Genomic DNA, 19933 nt, shown 5'->3' on the forward strand with positions numbered 1-19933 from the left:
TGGACCGGGCGATGATCCCGCTGGGCTCCTGCACCATGAAGCTGAACGCCACGATCGAGATGATCCCGGTCACCTGGCCCGAGTTCGGCAATCTGCACCCGTTCTGCCCCGAAGATCAGGCGCAGGGCTATCATGAGATGATTGCCGATCTGAACGACAAGCTGTGCCAGATCACCGGCTATGACGCGATCAGCCAGCAGCCCAACTCGGGCGCGCAGGGGGAATATGCGGGGCTCCTGACCATCCGCAACTACCACTTCGCGCGGGGGCAGGGGCAGCGCAATGTCTGCCTGATCCCGACCTCGGCCCATGGCACCAACCCGGCCTCGGCCCAGATGGTGGGCTGGCAGGTGGTGCCGGTGCAAGCCGATGAGAAGGGCAATATCGATCTGAATGACTTCCGCGCCAAAGCGGAAAAACATTCCGATCATCTGGCCGCCTGCATGATCACCTACCCGTCCACCCATGGCGTGTTCGAAACCACCGTGCAGGAGGTCTGCCAGATCACCCATGATCACGGCGGCCAGGTCTATATCGACGGCGCCAACATGAACGCCATGGTCGGTCTGTCGCGTCCAGGTGACATTGGCGGCGATGTCAGCCACCTGAACCTGCACAAGACCTTCTGCATCCCCCATGGCGGCGGTGGCCCCGGCATGGGCCCGATTGGCGTCAAGGCGCATCTGACCGAACACCTGCCCGGCCATCCGGAATATGGCACCGCCGTCGGCCCGGTCTCGGCGGCGCCCTTTGGGTCTCCGTCCATTCTGCCGGTCTCATGGGCCTATGTGCTGCTGATGGGTGGCGCGGGTCTGACGCAGGCGACCAAAGTGGCGATCCTGAACGCCAACTACATCGCTGCGCGTCTCAAGGATGCCTATCCGATCCTCTACACCTCCGAGACCGGTCGTGTGGCGCATGAATGCATCCTCGACACCCGCCCCTTGGACGTCGAGGCGCATGTCACCGTCGACGATGTGGCCAAGCGTCTGGTCGATTCAGGCTTCCACGCGCCGACGATGTCCTGGCCAGTGGCTGGCACCCTGATGGTGGAACCGACCGAGTCCGAGCCCATGGCCGAGCTCGACCGCTTCTGCGACGCCATGCTCTCGATCCGCTCGGAAGCGCAGGACATCATCGACGGCAAGATCGACGCGGACAACAACCCGCTGAAAAATGCCCCTCACACGGTGCGCGATCTGGTCGGTGACTGGGACCGGCCTTATAGCCGCGAACAGGCCTGCTTCCCCCCGGGCTCCATGGGCGTCGACAAATACTGGTCCCCCGTCAACCGCGTCGACAACGCATATGGCGACCGAAACCTCGTCTGCACATGCCCTCCAATGACCGAATACATGGAAGCCGCTGAATAAAACACAACAACACCCCCCCGACAAGGGGGGGGCACTTTACGGCTTGAAATCTTTGGGCACACCAAAAGGCGGTGTGTCCACGTTCGTGCCTGTCAGGGCGTTCAGGAACGCAATGAGTGCGTTGATTTCCGTGTCGGTAAGAACCACCGGGGAAATGTCGATTGTGTTGCGCACCCGCTGCATTTCGAACCGGTCTTGCCAGACGACAAAATCCGCTTTTTGCAGCCACGGGACCGCGGGCAGGGCCGCCGAATCCGGTGTCCAATTCGAAAGGCTGGCCTGCGGGTTCAAATGGTGGCGGATCATCGTGTCCAGATTGGGGAAGGCGCCGTTGTGCCCATAGGGCGCGGTCAGGGCGACGTTGCGGAGCATAGGGGTGCGGAAGCGATAGGCATCCTCGATCCGATTGCTTTCGCCCATACGGCCCACGTCGCGGGCGTATGGGTCCCATTGGCGGGTTCGTCCAGGGCCAAAGGGAGGCAGGCCTAAAGCGTGAAATTGCTGGTCTGTCATCAGCGGGCCGGCATGGCAGGTCGCGCAATTGGCCTTGCCATAGAAAAGGCTCATACCGGCTTTCTGAGTGTCCGTGAGCGCCGTGGTATCACCCGCCAGATACTGATCAAACGGGCTGTCGGTGCTGCGCCATTCGATAGCCATGAACGCGGCCAGTGAATTGGCGATCTGTGTGATTGTGATGTCTTCGGTGGTATCGACTTCGTCGAATGCCTTTATCATCGCGGGCCCGTAACGCGGATCGGTGCGGACGCGTTTGGCCAGAATGGGCCAACCCAGATCGATCCGGTCGGCCACCGCTCCGGTCACCTGATTTTCGCCGACATTCCCGGCCATCTCGAATTGCGACGTCAAGGGAAACAGCGCCTGCGCAGCGAGCAATGAGTTCAACCCTTCGGGCAACCATTCCTGCGCCGGTGAATTGAAGCCGTTGCCGTAGACATCCGATTTGCTCAGGCGGCCATCGTGAAACACTGTGTGGATGTCCTTAGCGCCGAGGTTCCACAGCCCAGGTGAATTGCGTGGAATGCGTTTGCGGATTCTATCGATCCCAGTGCCGGGTGTGCGATCCGGGCCCAGACCCTCACCACCTTCGCCGATGCCTAAAGACAGCCCATCCGAGGTACCGAAATCCGGGTGATGGCAATGGGCGCAAGAGATGTTCTGGTTGCCCGACAGAATCGGATCGTAAAACAGTTGATGACCGATGGCGGCCTGTTCCATATCAAAGGGGATGAAATCAGCATCCGTCAGCGGACGCGGCAAATCCTGCGCCATCGCAGTCCCGGCCAAGAGGAACACTATCCCATGCGTCAGTTTGTATATGCCCTTTGCCTGTTTGCATCCCCGGCGCTGGCCGAGTTGGAACAGGCGCGCGACATGATGGAAGCTGGGGAATTTGAGGCCGCGCGTGAGGAGCTGTTGCCAGCGGCACGGTCCGGCAATGCCGAGGCCGAGGAGCTGATCGGGGTGATGTACGGGCTGGGCCTTGGGGTCGAGCAGGATTACGAGCGGGCGTTTGAATGGTATTTGCGCGCCTCGATGAAGGGGCATCCGGGGGCGCAATCGGGTGTTGGCTGGTATTATGAGCTTGGTCTGGGCATGCCCGCGCCCGATCTGGTGCGCGCTTACATGTGGTATACGCTCAGCGCCATTGGCGGCGATCCCGATGCCGCGATCAGCCTTGAGGAAGTGATCAAGAAGATGTCGCCGGAGCAGATCGAAAGGGCGCATGTGCTGGTGAACGACTACAAAGGGTGGATGTACCCGTTTCGGTAAGGGCCGGGCCTTAAGGGCCCGACCCGTTAGCTTAGTTCAGGTCCGCATCGCGCGATGCGTTGACATCGGCCTCAGCCGCTGCAACTGCATCGGTCAGCGCAACAAATATCTCATCCCCGCGGGCGACGTTGGACTGGAACCAGTCATAAACAGGCGTTGCGGCCTCTTTGAACGCGGCCTTCTGATCGGGTGTCAGAACATAAAGGTCGCCGCCACCGGCGACAAAATCCTCATAGGCTTGGATCGATTTGCGCTTGGGCGAGGCAAAAGTGGCCTGTTGCAGTGCATAGAAACCGTCGACGACTACACGGCGCATGTCCTCAGGCATCTCCTGGAACTTGGCGTTGTTCATCCACCAGAGCGCGCCCATATAGGCGTGGCCGTCCAGCGTGACATATTGCAGGCCCGCATCCGGGAATTTCATGCCCATGATGTCGGTGATGCCGTTTTTAGAACCCTCAACAACGCCAGTCTGGAAGCTGGTGAACAGTTCAGGCCACGGGATCGGGGTGGGCGATGCACCCAGCGCTTTGACCAGTTCCTGCGGCAGGTCGGCAACCACGGTGCGGATCTTCAAACCGTCCATATCGGCAGGCTCAGCGATGCGGCGCTGCGTGTTCGCAAAGTTGCGCCAGCCGCCGGTGTTGCCGATGGTCATCAGACGGATCGCGCCGCCGGAATCCTCCAGCGCCATGTCACGCATGGTGCGAGTGAAGTCGCCGGACAGGACATGTTCCGCAATGCGGTCATCGGCCATCAAGTAGGGCAGGTCCAGAACCTGCACGTAAGGAAAGATGCCAGACGCGCCGCCCGAAGTTGAGATGTAGATATCAATGGTGCCGTCAGCCACACCTTGCAGGCATTCCGCACCGTTCGAACACAGCTGAGTGCCGATGAACAGTTCCACCTCGATGGCGCCGTTTGACGCGGCCTCGACATAGTTTTTGAAGACGACCAGACCGTCATAGTCCTCATCGTTTTCGTTCGAGTTGGCCGTGGCGCGCAGCGTGTAATCGGCTGCGGTTGCCGCTATGGCAGATGCCGCCACCAGTGACGTGGCCACCGCTGCGGTTTTGATGAAGTTTCTGAGCATGCGTTTCCTCCCTATGGGTCTCAGTTAGTTTGCAAATCCCGTTATCCTCGGGATCGTCATGGATATTGCGGGGATATAGGTGATCAGAAAGATCACGATGATTTCAACGGCCAGGAACGGCAGAATGGCCTTGGCGATGGTCTCGACCTTCTCGCGCGATACGGCGGCGGCCACGAACAACACCAGCCCCATAGGTGGCGTAGCCAGGCCAACCGTCAGATTGACGCTCATGATGATAGCGAAATGGATCGGATCGACCCCAAGGCTGGTGAAGATGGGGCCAAGGATTGGGCCGAGGATGATGATCGCCGGGCCTGCATCCAAGAACATCCCGACGACAAACAGAAGCAGGTTGATCAAGAACAGCAGGATCAGCGGATTCTCCGACAGGCTGAGGATCAGCGAGGCCAATTGTTCTGGCGCGTGGCTGAGGCTGACAACGGTTTTGAACGCCATCGCGGCACCAACCAGCAACAGCACAACGGCCGAGGTCAGACCGGCATTGCTGAGGATCTCGGGCACCTCTTTCAACGTCAGCGTGCGCAGGACAAAAAAGCCGATGATAAAGGCATATCCTACAGCCACGGCGGCGGCCTCGGTCGGTGTGAAGATACCGCCCAGAATTCCGCCCAGAATGATCACCGGAGTCAGCAGCGGGAAAAACGCTTTGAGGCTGGCCTGACGCCGTTCACCCCAGGTGTATTTGCGGCTGGCGACGGGGAAGTCATATTTGTCGGCCATGAATTTGATCATCAGCATCAGGCCGATGCCGACCATCACGCCCGGCACAATACCGGCCAGGAACAGTGCAGCGACGCTTTCGCCCATGACATAGGCGTAGATGATCATGATGCCTGAGGGCGGAATGATCGGGCCGATCACAGAACTCGCCGCTGTAATTGCTGCGGCGAATTTGCGAGTGTAGCCCTGTTTTTCCATCGCTGGGATCAGCATCGACCCAAGGGCCGAGGTATCAGCCACCGCCGATCCCGAGAGGCCCGCGAACAGGATCGAGCTGAGGACATTCACATGTGCCAGACCACCGCGCAGGTGGCCCATCAGGGCTTGGCTGAACTCGACCAAGCGGATGGTAATACCGCCGCGGTTCATCAACTCTCCGGCCAGCATGAAGAACGGGATCGCCATCAGCGGAAAGCTGTCCATACCATTGTAGACATTGCGATACAGCAGCGTGATGTCGTTCGTCTGGCCGTTTAGCCAAAGCAGGATGCCAGGTGCGGCCAGCAAGGCGAAGAAGACCGGCAGGCCGATGATGAGGAAAACCAGGAAGGTGGGCAGGAACCAGATCAGCATCTATTCGGCCCCCGCAGGTGCATCAGGAATTTCAGGCAATAGATGTCCGCCACCCATTAAGGTCACGACAGAGCGCAGGACCAGCTCGATATTCACAGAAATCAGCAGGATGACCCCCACCAGCAGTGAGGCCATCATCCAGCTGCGTGGGATGCGATACCATTCGTCGAACCCGAAGGAGGTGGGCAAGTACAAAGCAGCAGTCGCGAATTTGCCGCCAAATCCAGTGACTTCGGACCATCCAATGTTAACGGCGACCAGCAACACGGCCAGCGAGACCACCAGCAGGAACAGGGTCAGCAACTGCCCGACTACACGCGGTAGCATCAATGGCACCATGTCGATGGCCACAAAGCCACCGCGCCGAAAGGCGGTGGGGGCCATCAGGCCGGTCATCCACAACATACAGAATCGCGCGGCCTCATCCGGCCAGGGCAGAGCATTGCCCAGAACGTATCGAAAGAACACCTGGATCAGGATTGCAATCACCATCAATGCAATCGCAACGACGCCAACCGCGCGGCCCAGTCGCAGCACGGTTTCGTTCACGAATGCAATCGGCGCTAACGCCGATGCCAGTCCGCCCATGCGGATCCTCCCATTTCGGCCGCAGGTTTTCCCCGCAGCGGTTCAACCACGCTTATTGATGCGCGAATTGGCCGAGTTTCCCGGCGTAAAAGGTCAGCGCGTCTCCATCCGCCATGCTGGCCCTTAGGACTTTACCCACCACGATCACGTGATCGCCCGCATCGTGATAGGCATGTTGTTCACATTCGAACCGCGCCAGACAATCCGACAGCAAAGGCGTGCCGTTCTCGCAGCGCTCATGTTCAATCTCGCGCAGCGCATGGGCATCTTTGGAACACCCAAAGCACAGCTCGGCCTGTTCGGACGATAGCACATGTACGGTGAAATGGCGGGCTTTGTGAAAATAAGGAAAACGGCGCGAGTTGCGGTCTCCGGCCCACATGATCAGGGGCGGGTCCAGCGAGAGCGACGAAAAGCTATTGGCGGTGATGCACACCGGGCCATCAGTGCTGTCGCAGGTCACGATGGTGACGCCTGTGGCAAACCGCCCAAACGCATCGCGCAGGGTGCGGGTGTCGTCCTTGTGCGGGACGAAGGTGTGGGTCATGTCCTTTGAGATTGCATTCATCATGGTACCTCATGGCCCAGTGCCGCCTCATAGAGACGATACCAGCTTTCGCGATCTAACTTGACCTTCAGAGCGTCCGAGATGGTTTTGATGCGGTTCAGGTTATTTGTGCCCATAACCGGCAGGATGTTTGCGGGGTGGGCCAACAGGAACGCCACCGCGACGGCGGCACGATCCACTCCAAACTCGGCTGCGATCTCATCGGCAACGACGCCCACGGGCGGGTTCCCGGCCATCAGAAGGCCGCCGCCCAGAGGCGACCATGCCATGATCGGTTGCCCATGCTGTTGGTGAAAGGCCAGATCGCCATTGGTGAATGGGCTGATCTCGCCCAGAGAGATTTCAATCTGGTTGGTGACCAGTTGCGTTTTCATCGCCGATTGCAGCAGCGACCAGTCCCATGGGCGGAAGTTCGACACGCCGACCGCGCCGACCTTGCCGCTGGCGACAACTTCATCCAATGCGGCACCGGTCTCATGGTGGTCCATGAACGGGTCGGGGCGATGAATCAACAGCAGGTCGATATGGTCAATCGCCATCTCCGACAGAGAGGTGTCGACAGACTTCAGGATATGCGCGCGCGAGGTGTCATAGTATTTGACCTTAGCGTCCGAATACCGGCCCATCGGCGCGACGATGTCACATTTGGTGACGATTTCCATCTGTTTGCGCAGGCTCGGGTTTGCACGCAGGGCGGCGCCCAGAACGGCCTCAGCAGCATAGCCGCCATATATGTCAGCCTGATCAAAGGTGGTGATGCCCTGATCCAGACAGGACTGAATCTTGGCCTCGACATGGCCAACGGAGGTGTCGATGTCATCGCCCAGCCGCCACATGCCGTAGACAAGACGGCTCATTTCCAGCGTGTCGGATAGTTTCACACGTTGCATCAGCGACGAACTCCGTTGCCCAGCGGGGTCGCCGGGGATGTTGCAGGCACGCGCCCATAGGCTTCGGGCAAAGAGCAGGTTTTCAGGTTGGGCATCACGCGGGCACCAAAATGCTTGGCTTCGTCCATGTGCGGATAGCCCGAGAAGATGAAAGCGCGGATGCCCATCTTCTGGTATTCTTCGATCTTGGTCATGACCTGATCGGTCGAGCCCACCAGAGCCGCGCCACAGCCGGAACGTGCCCGGCCCACGCCCGTCCACAGACCCGGTTCGACATAGCCGTATTCATCCGCCAGATCGCGGTTCTTGGCCTGATGCGCAACGCCCAGAGAGGTTGAATCCAGTGCCCGTTCCCGGATCGCACGACCATATTCGTCATCCAGTTTCGAGACGATGTAATCCGCATATTCCTGCGCCTCAGCCTCAGTGTCGCGAACGATCATGTGGACGCGCAGGCCGTAATCCAGCGTGCGGTTGTAACTCTCGGCAACTGCGTGAACGGCATTCATACGCTCGGCCAGCTGGTCCTTGGTTTCGGGCCACATCAGATAGACATCGCAGTGCTCGCCACACAGGTCCAACGCAGAGGGAGAATAACCACCGAAATACAGCAGTGGGCCGCCGGTTTGATACGGCTTGGCCGGATCGGTGGTCAGGCCCGAGAAGTTATAGACCTCACCCGCATGATTGATCTCATCCTGCGTCCAGGCCTGTTTCAAAATCTCAACCACCTCGCGCGAGCGCTGGTAGCGGAACGCGCTGTCTGCTTTCTCGCCGGGGAAGTCAGAAGAGATGATGTTGACCGTCAACCGCCCTTGCAGCATGTGGTCCAGCGTCGCAATGGTACGCGCCAGCATGATCGGCTGCATCTCGCCACAGCGCACGGCAGCCAGCAGGTTGATTTTTTCGGTGATCGGGGCGCAGCCCGCGACGAAACTCAGCGTGTCCTGGCCAACCTGATAGGAGGACGGGCACAGGATGTTGCGGAACCCCTGCGCTTCGGCCTCTTTGACGATGCCGGAACAATGATCCCAGCTCGAACGTAGTTTGCCATCAGGTACTCCCAAGAATTGGTAGTCATCCGAGCAAAGTGCTGCAAACCACGAAACCTCGGCCGCATCCAGATCTGGGGATGTGATGGGGACGATGGTCATATGATTCAAACTCCGTGCATCTTTGACTTTCCTCTTGCGTAGCAAGCGCATTGATGTAGATCAATAGTGTATCAATTTTTCCTGCGACCCAGTGAAGCGCGCGCAAGTGACCACGAAGAACCGAAACCCCAATGCCTTGCCGATCTATGTTCAGATCGCAGAGCTGCTGATCCGCGAAATCGCGGCAGGTCGCATGATTGATGGCGAGCGTCTGCCACCGGAACGGGACATGGCCGCCGAGCTCAAGGTTTCGGTCGGGACGTTGCGAAAATCGCTCGCCGAGCTTGAGAAAAAAGGGATGCTAGAGCGGATACAGGGCTCGGGCAACTACGTGCGTGAGACCGGAACACAGAACAGCGTCTATGCAATGTTCCGGCTGGAGCTGCCCGAAGGCGGGGGGCTGCCGCGCGCTGATATCCTGTCGGTCGATCATCTGAAAAAGCCCGCCGATCTGCCCGAATTCGGGGCATCAAGCCGAGGCTCGCGCGTGCGGCGGATGCGCTATCTGAATGACACAATCATCGCGGTAGAGGAGATCTGGCTGGACGAATCAGCCGGTCGGATCGATCGCAGCCTGCTGTCGGACTCGCTCTATCGGTATTATCAGCACCAGCTTGGGTTCTGGATCACGCGGGCGGAAGACAGGGTTTTGGTCGGGAAACTGCCCGGCTGGACGCCCGAGACTTTCACCAAACCTGCCGGGGAAACGGTGGGGTATATCGAGCGGTTCAGCTGGTCGGAAAAGGCCGAACCCGTCGAGTTTTCAAAAACATGGTTCGACCCGGATCGGGCCACCTATGTCCAACGTCTGAAGTAAAAGGAAAACGCATGACCCGGACCATCCACTACGGGCTGATCGGATGCGGCATGATGGGGCAGGAGCACCTGCACAATATCGCTTTGCTGGAGGGGACGCGCGTTGCGGCGATCTATGAACCCGATCCGGACATGGCCCAAGCGGCGCAAGCCATCGCGCCGGATGCGGTCATAGTGCGGTCCGTGCAGGAGTTGCTGGCGGTCGAGGATCTGGATTGCGTTGTCATCGCAAGCCCCAACCATCTACACGTGGATCAGATGTGCGAGATCGCAGACGTGCGCCCATTGCCGTTGCTGGTGGAAAAGCCCCTGTTCACCGATCCGGCGGATGCCGCGCGGCTTGAGCAGGTGCAGCGGGACTACCCGCATCCGATCTGGGTGGCGATGGAGTATCGCTATATGCCGCCCATCGCCGCCTTGATTGATCAGGCGGGTGTGACGGGCGGCGTCCAGATGCTGACGATCCGAGAGCATCGCTTCCCGTTTCTGGGCAAGGTTGGCAACTGGAACCGCTTCAACCGCAATACGGGCGGAACCTTTGTCGAAAAGTGCTGCCACTTCTTTGACCTGATGCGCCTGATCATCGGCTCTGACCCGGTGCGGATCACCGCCAGTGGCGGGCAGGCAATAAACCACTTGGATGAAAACTATGATGGCGAGACGCCGGACATCCTGGATCACGGCTATGTGCTGGTCGATTTCGCCAACGGGGCGCGGGCGATGCTGGAACTGTGCATGTTCGCCGAAGGATCGCGCTATCAGGAAGAGGTCTCTGCCGTCGGCCCCAAGGCCAAGATCGAGGCGTTGGTGCCCGGCCCGGGTCGGTTCTGGCCTGATCATTTGGGTGAGCCGCCGGTGCCACAGCTGATTGTCAGCCCGCGTGATCCGAAAGGACCTGCTTCAAAAGACATCCCGGTTGACCCCAAGTTGCTGGCGGCTGGGGACCATAATGGTTCGACCTTCTATCAACATCAGGGATTTCTGGAACTTGTGCGCGGTCAACGTACTGCCCCGGATGTCTCGCTTCAAGATGGGCTCTGGGCAGTTCGGATGGGGTTGGCCGCGCAGCAGGCGCTGGCAACTGGAGAGACAGTTCGTTTTGACCCGTGATGCCGATAGGAAACCTGTGTTCCCGATAAACGCGATTTCCAATGTCGTTTTTGACATCGAAAAGGTCTTTTCTGCTTGCTGAGAGGTTTTTGAGGCAATAGCTCTGTCCGTGGGACACCCCTCCCCAACGAGGGGCGTGTATCTGGAAGGGTAATACAGATGAGCATTGAACAACCGGCGACGCGGCCGGCGAATCCGCGTTTTTCCTCGGGCCCTTGTGCCAAACCCCCCACATTTGAACTGTCCAAACTAGCCGACGCTGCCTTGGGTCGTTCGCATCGCGCGGCTGTTGGCAAGGACAAGCTGAAAGCGGCCATCGAAGGCACGCGCGAGATTCTGGGCATTCCGGCGGGCTACAAGATCGGCATCGTCCCCGCCTCGGACACCGGCGCGGTTGAGATGGCGCTTTGGTCGCTGCTGGGAGAGCGCAAGGTTGAGATGCTGGCCTGGGAGAGCTTCGGTGCGGGCTGGGTGACCGATGTGGTCAAGCAGTTGAAGATCGACGCCGAGGTAAAGACCGCAGATTACGGGCAGATCGTTGATCTTGCTTCGGTCGATTTTGCCAATGACGTGGTGTTTACGTGGAACGGCACAACCTCGGGCGTTCGGGTGCCCAATGGCGACTGGATCGCCGATGACCGTCAGGGCTTGACGATTTGTGATGCGACCTCGGCGGCCTTTGCGATGGACTTGCCCTGGGACAAACTGGATGTGACCACTTTCAGCTGGCAGAAGGTGCTGGGCGGTGAAGCGGCTCATGGGATGCTGATCCTAAGCCCGCGCGCGGTTGAGCGGCTGGAAAGCTATACTCCCGCATGGCCTCTGCCTAAGATTTTCCGCCTGACCAAGGGCGGCAAATTGATCGACGGTATCTTTACCGGGGCCACGATCAACACGCCGTCCATGTTGGCGGTTGAGGACTACCTGTTCGCGCTGGATTGGGCACGCTCAGTCGGCGGGTTGCAGGGGTTGATCGCCCGTGCCGATGCCAATGCCGGTGCGGTGCACGCCTTCTGCGACAAGAACGATTGGATCGCCAATCTGGCCGAAGATGCGGCGACGCAATCGAACACGTCGGTCTGCCTGAAATTCACAGATGGGCGCATTCAGGACGGTGCAGCATTCGCCAAGGCCGTGGCCAAACGGCTTGAGGTCGAGAATATCGCCTTGGACATCGGTGCCTATCGCGACGCGCCTGCGGGCCTGCGCATCTGGTGCGGCGGTACGGTTGAGACGTCGGATATCGAGGCAATGCTGCCTTGGCTGGCATGGGCCTTTGAGGCCGAGATCGCGGCGCAAACCAAGGCCGCCTGACATTTTCACCGGGCCGTCCAAGGCCCGGACCTTCCATACAATTCAAGGACCAGAGAACATGGCCCCCAAAGTACTCGTATCTGACAAGCTCAGCGAAACCGCCGTGCAAATCTTCCGCGATCGCGGCATCGACGTGGATTTCATGCCCGATCTGGGCAAGGACAAAGACAAACTGGCCGAGGTGATTGGTCAGTATGACGGCCTTGCCATTCGTTCGGCCACCAAGGTCACACCGACCATTCTGGAGAAGGCCGACAAACTGAAAGTTATTGGTCGTGCCGGGATCGGCACCGATAATATCGACAAGGATGCGGCCTCGAAAAAGGGTGTGATCGTGATGAACACGCCCTTCGGCAACATGATCACAACCGCCGAGCACGCGATTGCCATGATGTTTGCCGTCGCGCGGCAAATCCCCGAGGCCAGCACCTCGACCCATGCGGGTAAGTGGGAAAAGTCCAAGTTCATGGGGATCGAGCTGACCAACAAGACCCTCGGCGTGATCGGGGCGGGCAATATCGGCGGTATCGTCTGCGAACGCGCGCTTGGCCTGAAGATGAAGGTTGTGGCCTATGACCCCTATCTGGGTGAAGAGAAAGCCGCGCAGATGGGTGTTGAAAAGGTCGAGCTGGACGAGCTGCTGGCCCGCGCAGATTTCATCACGCTGCACGTACCGCTGACGGATCAGACCCGCAATATTCTGAGCCGTGAAAATCTGGCGAAAACTAAGAAAGGCGTACGCATCGTCAACTGCGCCCGCGGTGGTCTGGTCGACGAAGATGCACTGGCCGAGGCACTGCAATCCGGTCATGTCGCCGGTGCAGCCTTTGACGTGTTCAGTGAGGAGCCGGCCAAGGAAAACGCCCTGTTCAATCTGCCCAACGTGGTCTGCACACCTCACCTTGGCGCGGCAACGACCGAGGCACAGGAGAACGTGGCCCTGCAAGTGGCCGAGCAGATCTCGAATTACCTGCTGACCGGCGCTGTGGAAAACGCGCTGAACATGCCCAGTGTGACGGCGGAAGAGGCCAAGGTCATGGGCCCATGGATCAAACTGGCCGGACATCTGGGCAGCTTCATTGGTCAAATGACCGATGAACCGATCAAGGCGATCAACATCCTCTATGACGGTGTCGCCGCCGAGATGAACCTGGCTGCGCTGAACTGCTCGGTTGTGGCGGGGATCATGAAGAAGTTTAACCCCGAGGTGAACATGGTCTCGGCCCCGGTCGTGGCCCGCGAGCGGGGTATCCAGATTTCGACCACCAATCAGGACAAATCCGGTGCGTTTGAGGGTTACATCAAAGTGACCGTGGTGACCGAAAAACGCGAGCGTTCCATCGGCGGCACTGTATTCAGCGACGGCAAGCCACGGTTCATTCAGATCAAGGGTATCAATATCGATGCCGAGGTGGGCGCGCATATGCTTTACACCACCAATGAAGATGTGCCGGGTATCATCGGTGCGCTGGGTCAGACCATGGGTGAGAATGACGTGAACATTGCCAACTTTACGCTTGGTCGGTCCGAGGCGGGTGGCGAGGCCATTGCGTTGCTTTACGTGGATGAACCGGTCCCGGCTGAAGCCCGCGCCAAGCTGGCCGAGACGGGTTTGTTTACCCAAATCAAACCGTTGGAATTCGATGTCGCCTGATCGGTGTTGAATTTCTGAGACATCTTCCGCCCGCGCCCGTCAAGGCGCGGGTATTGTCTTTCAAAGCCGCTTATTGCACGCCACAAGCAGGGCAGTCGTTTGCGCGAGGGTTTTCCATGACTACCCCTATCTACGCCATTGGCGATATTCATGGGCAGCTGGGCATGCTGCAGATTGCGCTGTCCCGGATTGAGGCCGATGGCGGGCGGGATGCGCGGGTTGTTTTCCTCGGCGATTATGTCGATCGCGGTCCGGACAGCAGAGCTGTGTTGGATCTGTTGATCGAGGGGCAACGCGCCGGTCGTAAATGGGTCATGGTCAAGGGCAACCACGACCGCATGTTTGCCCGCTTTGTGCAGGATTGCGAGATTGCAGACAAATATCTGCCGGTCACGCTCAGTTGGTTGCACCCGCGTTTGGGTGGGCGGGAAACGTTGGCCTCCTACGGTGTTGAGGTCGTCGACAACCATCGCATCTTTCAGGTCAACGAGCGTGCCCGTGCTGCGGTTCCGCCCGCGCATATTGATTTCATCAATGCCTTGCCGACCTGTCATCAGGAAGGTGAGCTGTTGTTTGTCCACGCTGGTATCCGCCCGGGCATTTCGCTGGAGCGACAGACCGAGGATGATTTGGTCTGGATACGGCAAGAGTTTCTGATGGAAACTGAACCTCACCCTTGGCTGATCGTGCATGGCCATACACCAGTTGATGCAGCAGAGCATTGCGGGAACAGGATCAATCTGGATGCAGGGGCGGGCTATGGCCGATCATTGGCCACAGCCGTGTTTGAAGGTCGCGACTGCTGGTTACTGACCCAAAACGGGCGGGCACCACTGAAGCCTATATTTGGCTGAACAGGTCCCTGAACTGCGTGCGCAGGGCGTTTTTCTGCACCTTGCCCATCGTATTGCGCGGCAGAGCGTCCATCAGGATCAACTCGCGCGGGTGTTTGAACCGGGCGAGGTCGTTCTGAACCGAGGTCATGATTGCCTCAAGGTCTGGTGACTGACCGGGCAAGGGCACGATTATCCCCAGAACCGACTCGCCGAAGTCCGGGTGCGGTACGCCGATCACGGCGCTCTCCAACACGCCGGGCTGGTCGTCCAGTAGCAGTTCGATCTCTTTGGGATAGATGTTGAACCCGCCTGAGATGATCAGATCCTTGCCGCGCCCGACGATGTGGACATAGCCATCCTCATCCACCCGACCCAGATCGCCGGTGATGAAGAACCCGTCTTCGCGCAGTTCGGCTGCGGTTTTTTCAGGCATCTGCCAGTAGCCGCTGAATACGTTCGGGCCGCGCACCTCGATCATGCCGATCTCATCCTGCGGCAGGGTCTCGCCGCTGTCCGGATCAGTCACTTTCAACTCGACATCCGGCAGGGGAAACCCGACCGTCCCCGCGCGGCGTTCGCCATCATAAGGGTTCGAGGTGTTCATGTTGGTTTCTGTCATGCCGTAGCGTTCCAGAATACGATGGCCTGTGAGGGCCTCGAATGTCTCATGGGTTTCCGCCAGAAGAGGGGCTGAGCCCGAGATGAACAGCCGCATATGCCGCGTCAGATCTCCGGTGAAACGATCATCACCCAGCAAGCGGGTATAGAAGGTTGGCACGCCCATCATCGACGTCGCCTGCGGCATCAGGCGCAGCATGTCGTCCAGATCAAATTTCGGCAGAAAGATCATCGAACCGCCTGAGGCGAGGATCACGTTTGTTGCCACAAACAACCCGTGGGTGTGGAAGATGGGCAGCGCATGCAACAGCACATCGTCACGGGTAAAGCGCCATTCCCGCACCAGCGTTTCTGCATTGGACAGTAGGTTCGCCTGTGTCAGCATGGCTCCCTTGGACCGTCCTGTGGTGCCCGAGGTGTAAAGGAATGCGGCCAGATCCTCCTCAGCCTGGTTCACTGTCTCGAAATGGGTTGGCATGGTCTGTGCGTTTCGCATCAGACTGCCACTGCCATCCCCGTTCAGTGTTTCTACCTTGGCATTCTGCGCGCTCGCGACAGGGGTCAGCTCAGTTTGATTGACCGCGTCGCAGACAACCAAAGATGCGCCACTGTTTTCGATGAAATATGTCAGCTCTGCAGTTTTGTAGGCTGTATTCAGCGGCAGGAAGATCAGCCCGGCCTGCGCGCAGGCGGCATAAAGCGCCAACATCTGAGGTGACTTTTCAACCTGAACCGCAACCCTGTCACCCGGTTTCAGCCCAAGCGCCGTCAGCGCATTGGCGATTTGCGCGGCCATGTTCAGGAACGCGGCGTGTGTGATGGTGTGGCCATCGGGCAGGTATAAAAAAGGCGTCTCTTTCCCCGCATGGATGCCGAACAAACGATCATAAAGCGGGTTGCCCATTGTCTACTCCCTTTGGTGCGCTGCGCCCTGAACCTGACTTGGAAATTTGAGGCGGACAAGACCCGATTCCCAGATATTTCCAGGGCGAAGGCCCATCCAACGCTGGCGAAAATGCTGCACCTGCGATATGCGCAAGACAGTTTGCCGGAGACCTGAGATGTTTGTTGCCACTTTGCTGACCAACCCCACCGCGCCCGCGCTGGATACTGCGCTGGTCGAGTCGTTGCGAAACGCGTGGGCCGGCGAAGAGATCATCTGGCTCAGCCCTGATGAAGCGGCAGAATTCAACCTTTCAACCCCTCCTGGCAATCAATGGGAGGTCTGGGCTGACTTGCAGGCCATGGGCGTGGATCTTGTCGTGCAGCCTGTGGATGGGCGGCGCAAAAAGATGTTGCTGGCTGACATGGACAGCACGATGATCCAACAAGAATGCATTGATGAACTGGCCGATGAGGCGGGTGTCGGCGAGCGCGTCAAAGACATCACTGCGCGGGCCATGAATGGTGAACTGGATTTCGAAGGGGCCCTGATCGAACGGGTTGGCCTGTTGAAAGGTCTGGATGAGGCGGTGATCGATCAGGTGTTGGACACAAGGATCACCTTGATGCCCGGCGGGCGCGCCTTGGTGGCGACCATGCGCGAAAATGGCGGTTATGCTGCGCTCGTTTCAGGCGGGTTCACCGCTTTTACCGCGCGCGTGGCCGAGCTGATCGGGTTTGATGAGAATCGGGCCAACACGCTTCTGGCCGCGGATGGCAAACTGACAGGAGAGGTTCAGCGCCCGATCCTGGGGCGCAAGGCCAAGGTTGAATCTCTGGAGCGCATCACTGCGCAGTTGGGCATCGCGGAATCGGATGTTCTTGCCGTGGGTGACGGGGCGAATGATCTGGGCATGTTGCATCGCGCCGGAACGGGTGTGGCGCTACACGCCAAACCCTCGGTCGCGGCAGAGTGCGAGGTGCGGATCAATCACGGGGATCTGACGGCGCTGCTGTACCTGCAGGGCTATTCTCGCGCAGAGTTTTCCGTTTCTTAGAACTGAGCTTTCTTTTATTTAACATATATGTTAAATAGTGGTCATGAACACGCTTCTGACCGCCTTTTCCGCTTTATCCGACGCCACGCGCTTCTCGATTGTCGAGCAGTTGATGGCCGATGGGGAACTATCTGCCGGTGATCTGATCGACGGCAAGGGCATGTCGGGGGCCGCAATCTCACGCCATCTGAAAGTTCTGCGCGAGGCTGGGCTGATTCAGCAGCGGGTGCAGGGCACGCAGCGCATGTATTCGGTGCGGCCCGAAGGGTTGCGAGCGATCGCGGATTGGACGATCTCGAAACGGCAATTCTGGGAAAACAGCCTGGATCGTTTGGGCGATATTTTGGAAAGGGAAACCTCATGGCCGACCTGAAACTCGAACGGGAGTTTCCCGTTGACCCCGAAACTCTGTTCGCGTGGGTCTCGGACGGGGCGAAGCTGTTGCAGTGGTGGGGCCCCGAGGGAATGCATGTGCCCGAGCACAATCTGGATTTCTCACGTACCGGGCCCTGGTATTCGGTGATGCAGAATGCCGAGGGTCAGCAATACAAGGTCTCGGGCCATGTCACTCATGTCGATCCGCCGAACTCAGTCGGGTTCACATGGGGCTGGCATGACGATCAGGATCAGCGCGGTGATGAAAGCCATGTGACCTTTACGGTCACCGCCTCTGCTGCCGGATCACGGCTGGTTCTGGATCACCGCGAACTGGCCGATGCCGAGGCCGTCGCAAACCATAACAAAGGCTGGACATCGTCGCTTCGCAAACTCGAAGCGCGGTGCAAATAGAGTTTCATCAGGGAGGAGCGATATGCCCCAATATTTGTTTGTCTATCACGGGGGCCATACCCCCACCGACCCCGCCGAGATCGAGGCGACCATGGCCGCCTGGGGCGCATGGTTTCAGGGCATGGGTAAGGCTTTAGATATCCCCGGCAACCCGGTCGGACAATCCTATACCGTCAGCAGCAGCGGTGTCGTCGATAATGGCGGTGCCAATCCTGCTTCGGGCTTCACGGTCATCAAAGCCGATAGCATGGATGCCGCGACCGAGATGGCCAAGGGCTGCCCCATGGTTGTCAACGGTTCAGGCTCGGTCGAAGTGGCCGAGGTGCACGAGATCGAAATGTAACTGGCCTAACCGGGAAAACCCGGAGCAGGCCGGATCACGCCGCATTCCAGCCCTCGGCGGCTGTATTGTGTGGTGTTCATGAACTTGCGGGTGGCCGGGTGATCGGCCTCCAGCACGCCAAGACTGACAAGGATGGCCGCAATCGCGCATTCACTGGCGCGGGTGGTGCCATCGGTGATTTTCAGGGCAACGCCCATGCGTTTTTCGGGGATGATGGCCACAAACACGGCCTCGGCCCCGGTTTTGATCGCGGCGCGACCATCCATGGCGCGCATCAGCTCGGTGCAGGCACGCGTCTCACCCGCTACCAGGTCTGGATGCTGGATCATGGCTGCTGTTAGCTGTTGTGCGGCATCGCTGGACCGGTCCGAGCGGTCGGCGGCTGACGCAAACCATGCCATGGAGCGGGCCAGCCCCACCAATGATGTGGCGAAATTCGGCGCCGAGCAGCCGTCAATCCCATAGCCGGGGCTGGCTTCGCTCGTGGTTTCTTCGACCGCAGTCAGACAGGCCTGCTGAACCGGATGGTCAATTTCCAAATACTCAGGCCCTGCCCCCATATGCTGAGCCAGGGTCAGAAACCCGCAATGTTTGCCCGAACAATTGTTGTGGATCTGACAGGGCGTGTCGTCGGCTAATATCAGCCGGTCGCGCGCTGCCTCGTCCGCCGGTTCCTGCGGGCCACAGCGCAAATCGGGCTCTGACAGTCCCAGATGATCCAGCCAGGCGGTCACACGATCTGTGTGAATGGCCGCCCCGTTGTGGGACGCGCAGGCCAGCGCCAGATGCTCGGAACTCAGCCCGTATTTTGCCGCCGCTCCGGAGGTGACCAAGGGAAGTGCTTGAATCATCTTGGCGGAAGAGCGCGGATAGATCACCGCGTTCGGGTCCCCCCAGCTTTGTACAATCTGGCCGGTATCGTCGCAGATGACAGCGTGGCCCAGATGCAAGCTTTCCAGCAAAGGACCGCGCCACAGTTCTGTCATCGGGATAGGCTGCGTCATCGGGACCTCCGGTTTTTTTGCGCAAAATTCTGCCAATCGCCCTTTCGCCTGTGGCGAAACCTGCGTTAGTGTGTGTATGTCGGCAATCATCGGAATGCGCAACTTTCGTAAAGACGAACCGGCAGGGTTCGCGGGGCATTCCGGTGGGTATGAGGTAAAAGGTCGAGCTAGGAGGCTGGACAAATGGGATCAATGCTCGTCCGCGTGATCGCGGGCCTGTGTGTGGCAGGGATGGCCACAACTGCAATCGCTCAACAAGCGACAAGTACAAATCGCGTAGCGGCAAAAACCGATTGGAGCGTTTTTGTCGAAGACGATCCCACCGAATGCTGGAGCGTTTCTGCCCCTAAGGAAACCGTGAACACGCGCGGCGGCCGCGTTGTTTCGGTTCGGCGCAGCGATATCCTGTTGTTCGTATTCTATCGCCCCAATGCCGAGGTCAAAGGTCAGGTCACCTTTACTGGTGGCTATCCTTTCGCATCAGGCTCGACCGTGAACCTGAATGTGGATGGCAGTGAATTTGAGCTGTTCACCGAAGGCGAATGGGCTTGGCCGGCAACGGCTGCAGATGACGCCAAGATCGTCACCGCGATGAAACGCGGGACCGAGGCAGTGCTGACCGCGCGCTCCGAACGCGGAACGCAGACCAAAGACACATTCTCGTTGCTGGGCTTCACGGCGGCCATCGAAGACGCCGAGACGCGCTGCACCAACTAAGGTTACGCCCAGGCATGAAAG

21 protein-coding genes are annotated in these 19933 nt (G+C 59.0%); 12 read left to right on the plus strand and 9 right to left on the minus strand.

The window, feature by feature from the left end; all coding sequences use genetic code 11:
* On the plus strand, nt 1-1373 hold a 1373-nt coding region (locus ACR0EL_RS14495; protein ID WP_480500645.1), incomplete at its 5' end, for a beta-eliminating lyase-related protein.
* A gap of 36 nt (nt 1374-1409) precedes the next feature.
* On the opposite strand, the gene ACR0EL_RS14500 is transcribed toward ACR0EL_RS14495, so the two are convergent.
* Nucleotides 1410-2678 carry a cytochrome-c peroxidase gene (locus ACR0EL_RS14500; RefSeq protein WP_480500799.1) on the minus strand — a complete coding sequence of 423 codons (1269 nt, stop codon included), beginning with the start codon at nt 2676-2678 and terminating at the stop codon, nt 1410-1412.
* 15 nt (nt 2679-2693) lie between these two features.
* Between ACR0EL_RS14500 and ACR0EL_RS14505 the strand changes: the two genes are divergently transcribed.
* Entirely contained in the window at nt 2694-3164 is a 471-nt protein-coding gene (locus ACR0EL_RS14505) for a tetratricopeptide repeat protein (RefSeq protein ID WP_170533642.1), read from the plus strand.
* Nucleotides 3165-3195: 31 nt separating this feature from the next.
* Here ACR0EL_RS14505 and ACR0EL_RS14510 read toward each other — a convergent pair whose 3' ends face one another.
* From ACR0EL_RS14510 to ACR0EL_RS14535, 6 genes are read right to left on the minus strand one after another with little or no spacing between them, the layout of a single operon-like run.
* Complete coding sequence (locus tag ACR0EL_RS14510; protein ID WP_170533639.1) at nt 3196-4257, minus strand: TRAP transporter substrate-binding protein; 1062 nt, start codon at nt 4255-4257, stop codon at nt 3196-3198.
* Nucleotides 4258-4281: 24 nt separating this feature from the next.
* Nucleotides 4282-5571, minus strand: coding sequence for a TRAP transporter large permease (locus ACR0EL_RS14515; protein ID WP_480500646.1), 1290 nt, complete (start codon nt 5569-5571; stop codon nt 4282-4284).
* Nucleotides 5572-6159: a TRAP transporter small permease gene (locus tag ACR0EL_RS14520; protein ID WP_480500647.1), complete on the minus strand. Its 588-nt coding sequence runs from the start codon at nt 6157-6159 to the stop codon at nt 5572-5574.
* A gap of 52 nt (nt 6160-6211) precedes the next feature.
* Nucleotides 6212-6727 (minus strand): flavin reductase family protein, encoded by a 516-nt coding sequence (locus tag ACR0EL_RS14525; protein ID WP_353008876.1) that lies wholly within the window; start codon nt 6725-6727, stop codon nt 6212-6214.
* On the minus strand, nt 6727-7617 hold the full coding sequence (locus ACR0EL_RS14530; protein WP_480500649.1) for an aldo/keto reductase: 891 nt from the start codon (nt 7615-7617) through the stop codon (nt 6727-6729). The genes ACR0EL_RS14525 and ACR0EL_RS14530 overlap by 1 nt, the downstream gene beginning before the upstream one ends.
* Complete coding sequence (locus tag ACR0EL_RS14535; RefSeq protein WP_480500650.1) at nt 7617-8771, minus strand: LLM class flavin-dependent oxidoreductase; 1155 nt, start codon at nt 8769-8771, stop codon at nt 7617-7619. Before ACR0EL_RS14535 ends, ACR0EL_RS14530 begins: the two co-directional genes overlap by 1 nt.
* A gap of 106 nt (nt 8772-8877) precedes the next feature.
* Here ACR0EL_RS14535 and ACR0EL_RS14540 point away from each other — a divergent pair, with 106 nt between their 5' ends.
* The 5 genes from ACR0EL_RS14540 to ACR0EL_RS14560 all read left to right on the plus strand — a co-directional run bounded on the left by ACR0EL_RS14540 (nt 8878) and on the right by ACR0EL_RS14560 (nt 14519).
* Nucleotides 8878-9588, plus strand: a complete 711-nt coding sequence (locus ACR0EL_RS14540) for a GntR family transcriptional regulator (protein ID WP_480500651.1) — start codon at nt 8878-8880, stop codon at nt 9586-9588.
* Nucleotides 9589-9599: 11 nt separating this feature from the next.
* Nucleotides 9600-10697: a Gfo/Idh/MocA family protein gene (locus tag ACR0EL_RS14545; RefSeq protein WP_480500653.1), complete on the plus strand. Its 1098-nt coding sequence runs from the start codon at nt 9600-9602 to the stop codon at nt 10695-10697.
* Between the two features lie 159 nt (nt 10698-10856).
* Nucleotides 10857-12011, plus strand: a complete 1155-nt coding sequence (locus tag ACR0EL_RS14550) for a phosphoserine transaminase (protein WP_480500654.1) — start codon at nt 10857-10859, stop codon at nt 12009-12011.
* A gap of 58 nt (nt 12012-12069) precedes the next feature.
* Nucleotides 12070-13665: a phosphoglycerate dehydrogenase gene (gene serA / locus ACR0EL_RS14555; RefSeq protein ID WP_480500655.1), complete on the plus strand. Its 1596-nt coding sequence runs from the start codon at nt 12070-12072 to the stop codon at nt 13663-13665.
* A gap of 116 nt (nt 13666-13781) precedes the next feature.
* Nucleotides 13782-14519: a metallophosphoesterase family protein gene (locus ACR0EL_RS14560; RefSeq protein WP_480500656.1), complete on the plus strand. Its 738-nt coding sequence runs from the start codon at nt 13782-13784 to the stop codon at nt 14517-14519.
* Here the strand turns inward: ACR0EL_RS14560 and ACR0EL_RS14565 are convergent.
* Complete coding sequence (locus tag ACR0EL_RS14565; protein WP_480500657.1) at nt 14506-16023, minus strand: malonate--CoA ligase; 1518 nt, start codon at nt 16021-16023, stop codon at nt 14506-14508. The two genes, ACR0EL_RS14560 and ACR0EL_RS14565, sit on opposite strands and share 14 nt — an antisense overlap.
* Before the next feature lie 157 nt (nt 16024-16180).
* On the opposite strand from ACR0EL_RS14565, the gene serB reads away from it, so the two are divergent.
* From serB to ACR0EL_RS14585, 4 genes are read left to right on the plus strand one after another with little or no spacing between them, the layout of a single operon-like run.
* The gene (gene serB / locus ACR0EL_RS14570) at nt 16181-17059 is read left to right on the plus strand and encodes a phosphoserine phosphatase SerB (RefSeq protein ID WP_480500659.1); all 879 of its coding nucleotides are present in this window, start codon (nt 16181-16183) and stop codon (nt 17057-17059) included.
* 43 nt (nt 17060-17102) lie between these two features.
* Nucleotides 17103-17432, plus strand: coding sequence for an ArsR/SmtB family transcription factor (locus ACR0EL_RS14575; protein WP_480500660.1), 330 nt, complete (start codon nt 17103-17105; stop codon nt 17430-17432).
* The gene (locus ACR0EL_RS14580; RefSeq protein ID WP_480500661.1) at nt 17420-17848 is read left to right on the plus strand and encodes an SRPBCC family protein; all 429 of its coding nucleotides are present in this window, start codon (nt 17420-17422) and stop codon (nt 17846-17848) included. Before ACR0EL_RS14575 ends, ACR0EL_RS14580 begins: the two co-directional genes overlap by 13 nt.
* Before the next feature lie 22 nt (nt 17849-17870).
* Complete coding sequence (locus ACR0EL_RS14585; RefSeq protein WP_480500663.1) at nt 17871-18191, plus strand: YciI family protein; 321 nt, start codon at nt 17871-17873, stop codon at nt 18189-18191.
* A 5-nt stretch (nt 18192-18196) separates the two neighbouring features.
* On the opposite strand, the gene ACR0EL_RS14590 is transcribed toward ACR0EL_RS14585, so the two are convergent.
* On the minus strand, nt 18197-19195 hold the full coding sequence (locus ACR0EL_RS14590) for an asparaginase (RefSeq protein WP_480500664.1): 999 nt from the start codon (nt 19193-19195) through the stop codon (nt 18197-18199).
* 183 nt (nt 19196-19378) lie between these two features.
* On the opposite strand from ACR0EL_RS14590, the gene ACR0EL_RS14595 reads away from it, so the two are divergent.
* Nucleotides 19379-19912, plus strand: a complete 534-nt coding sequence (locus tag ACR0EL_RS14595) for an invasion associated locus B family protein (protein ID WP_480500665.1) — start codon at nt 19379-19381, stop codon at nt 19910-19912.
* The last annotated feature ends 21 nt before the right edge of the window (nt 19913-19933 follow it).

The sequence above is a fragment of the Ruegeria sp. AH12 genome (assembly GCF_056541465.1).

What these genes read in the sequence shown, in the direction of transcription:
- ACR0EL_RS14505 (WP_170533642.1), top strand. Translation starts at nt 2,694, where the DNA reads ATGCGTCAGTTTGTATATGCCCTTTGCCTGTTTGCATCCCCGGCGCTG.
- ACR0EL_RS14510 (WP_170533639.1), bottom strand. Translation starts at nt 4,257, where the DNA reads ATGCTCAGAAACTTCATCAAAACCGCAGCGGTGGCCACGTCACTGGTG.
- ACR0EL_RS14515 (WP_480500646.1), bottom strand. Translation starts at nt 5,571, where the DNA reads ATGCTGATCTGGTTCCTGCCCACCTTCCTGGTTTTCCTCATCATCGGC.
- ACR0EL_RS14520 (WP_480500647.1), bottom strand. Translation starts at nt 6,159, where the DNA reads ATGGGCGGACTGGCATCGGCGTTAGCGCCGATTGCATTCGTGAACGAA.
- ACR0EL_RS14525 (WP_353008876.1), bottom strand. Translation starts at nt 6,727, where the DNA reads ATGAATGCAATCTCAAAGGACATGACCCACACCTTCGTCCCGCACAAG.
- ACR0EL_RS14530 (WP_480500649.1), bottom strand. Translation starts at nt 7,617, where the DNA reads ATGCAACGTGTGAAACTATCCGACACGCTGGAAATGAGCCGTCTTGTC.
- ACR0EL_RS14535 (WP_480500650.1), bottom strand. Translation starts at nt 8,771, where the DNA reads ATGACCATCGTCCCCATCACATCCCCAGATCTGGATGCGGCCGAGGTT.
- ACR0EL_RS14545 (WP_480500653.1), top strand. Translation starts at nt 9,600, where the DNA reads ATGACCCGGACCATCCACTACGGGCTGATCGGATGCGGCATGATGGGG.
- ACR0EL_RS14550 (WP_480500654.1), top strand. Translation starts at nt 10,857, where the DNA reads ATGAGCATTGAACAACCGGCGACGCGGCCGGCGAATCCGCGTTTTTCC.
- serA (WP_480500655.1), top strand. Translation starts at nt 12,070, where the DNA reads ATGGCCCCCAAAGTACTCGTATCTGACAAGCTCAGCGAAACCGCCGTG.
- ACR0EL_RS14560 (WP_480500656.1), top strand. Translation starts at nt 13,782, where the DNA reads ATGACTACCCCTATCTACGCCATTGGCGATATTCATGGGCAGCTGGGC.
- ACR0EL_RS14565 (WP_480500657.1), bottom strand. Translation starts at nt 16,023, where the DNA reads ATGGGCAACCCGCTTTATGATCGTTTGTTCGGCATCCATGCGGGGAAA.
- serB (WP_480500659.1), top strand. Translation starts at nt 16,181, where the DNA reads ATGTTTGTTGCCACTTTGCTGACCAACCCCACCGCGCCCGCGCTGGAT.
- ACR0EL_RS14575 (WP_480500660.1), top strand. Translation starts at nt 17,103, where the DNA reads ATGAACACGCTTCTGACCGCCTTTTCCGCTTTATCCGACGCCACGCGC.
- ACR0EL_RS14580 (WP_480500661.1), top strand. Translation starts at nt 17,420, where the DNA reads ATGGCCGACCTGAAACTCGAACGGGAGTTTCCCGTTGACCCCGAAACT.
- ACR0EL_RS14585 (WP_480500663.1), top strand. Translation starts at nt 17,871, where the DNA reads ATGCCCCAATATTTGTTTGTCTATCACGGGGGCCATACCCCCACCGAC.
- ACR0EL_RS14590 (WP_480500664.1), bottom strand. Translation starts at nt 19,195, where the DNA reads ATGACGCAGCCTATCCCGATGACAGAACTGTGGCGCGGTCCTTTGCTG.
- ACR0EL_RS14595 (WP_480500665.1), top strand. Translation starts at nt 19,379, where the DNA reads ATGGGATCAATGCTCGTCCGCGTGATCGCGGGCCTGTGTGTGGCAGGG.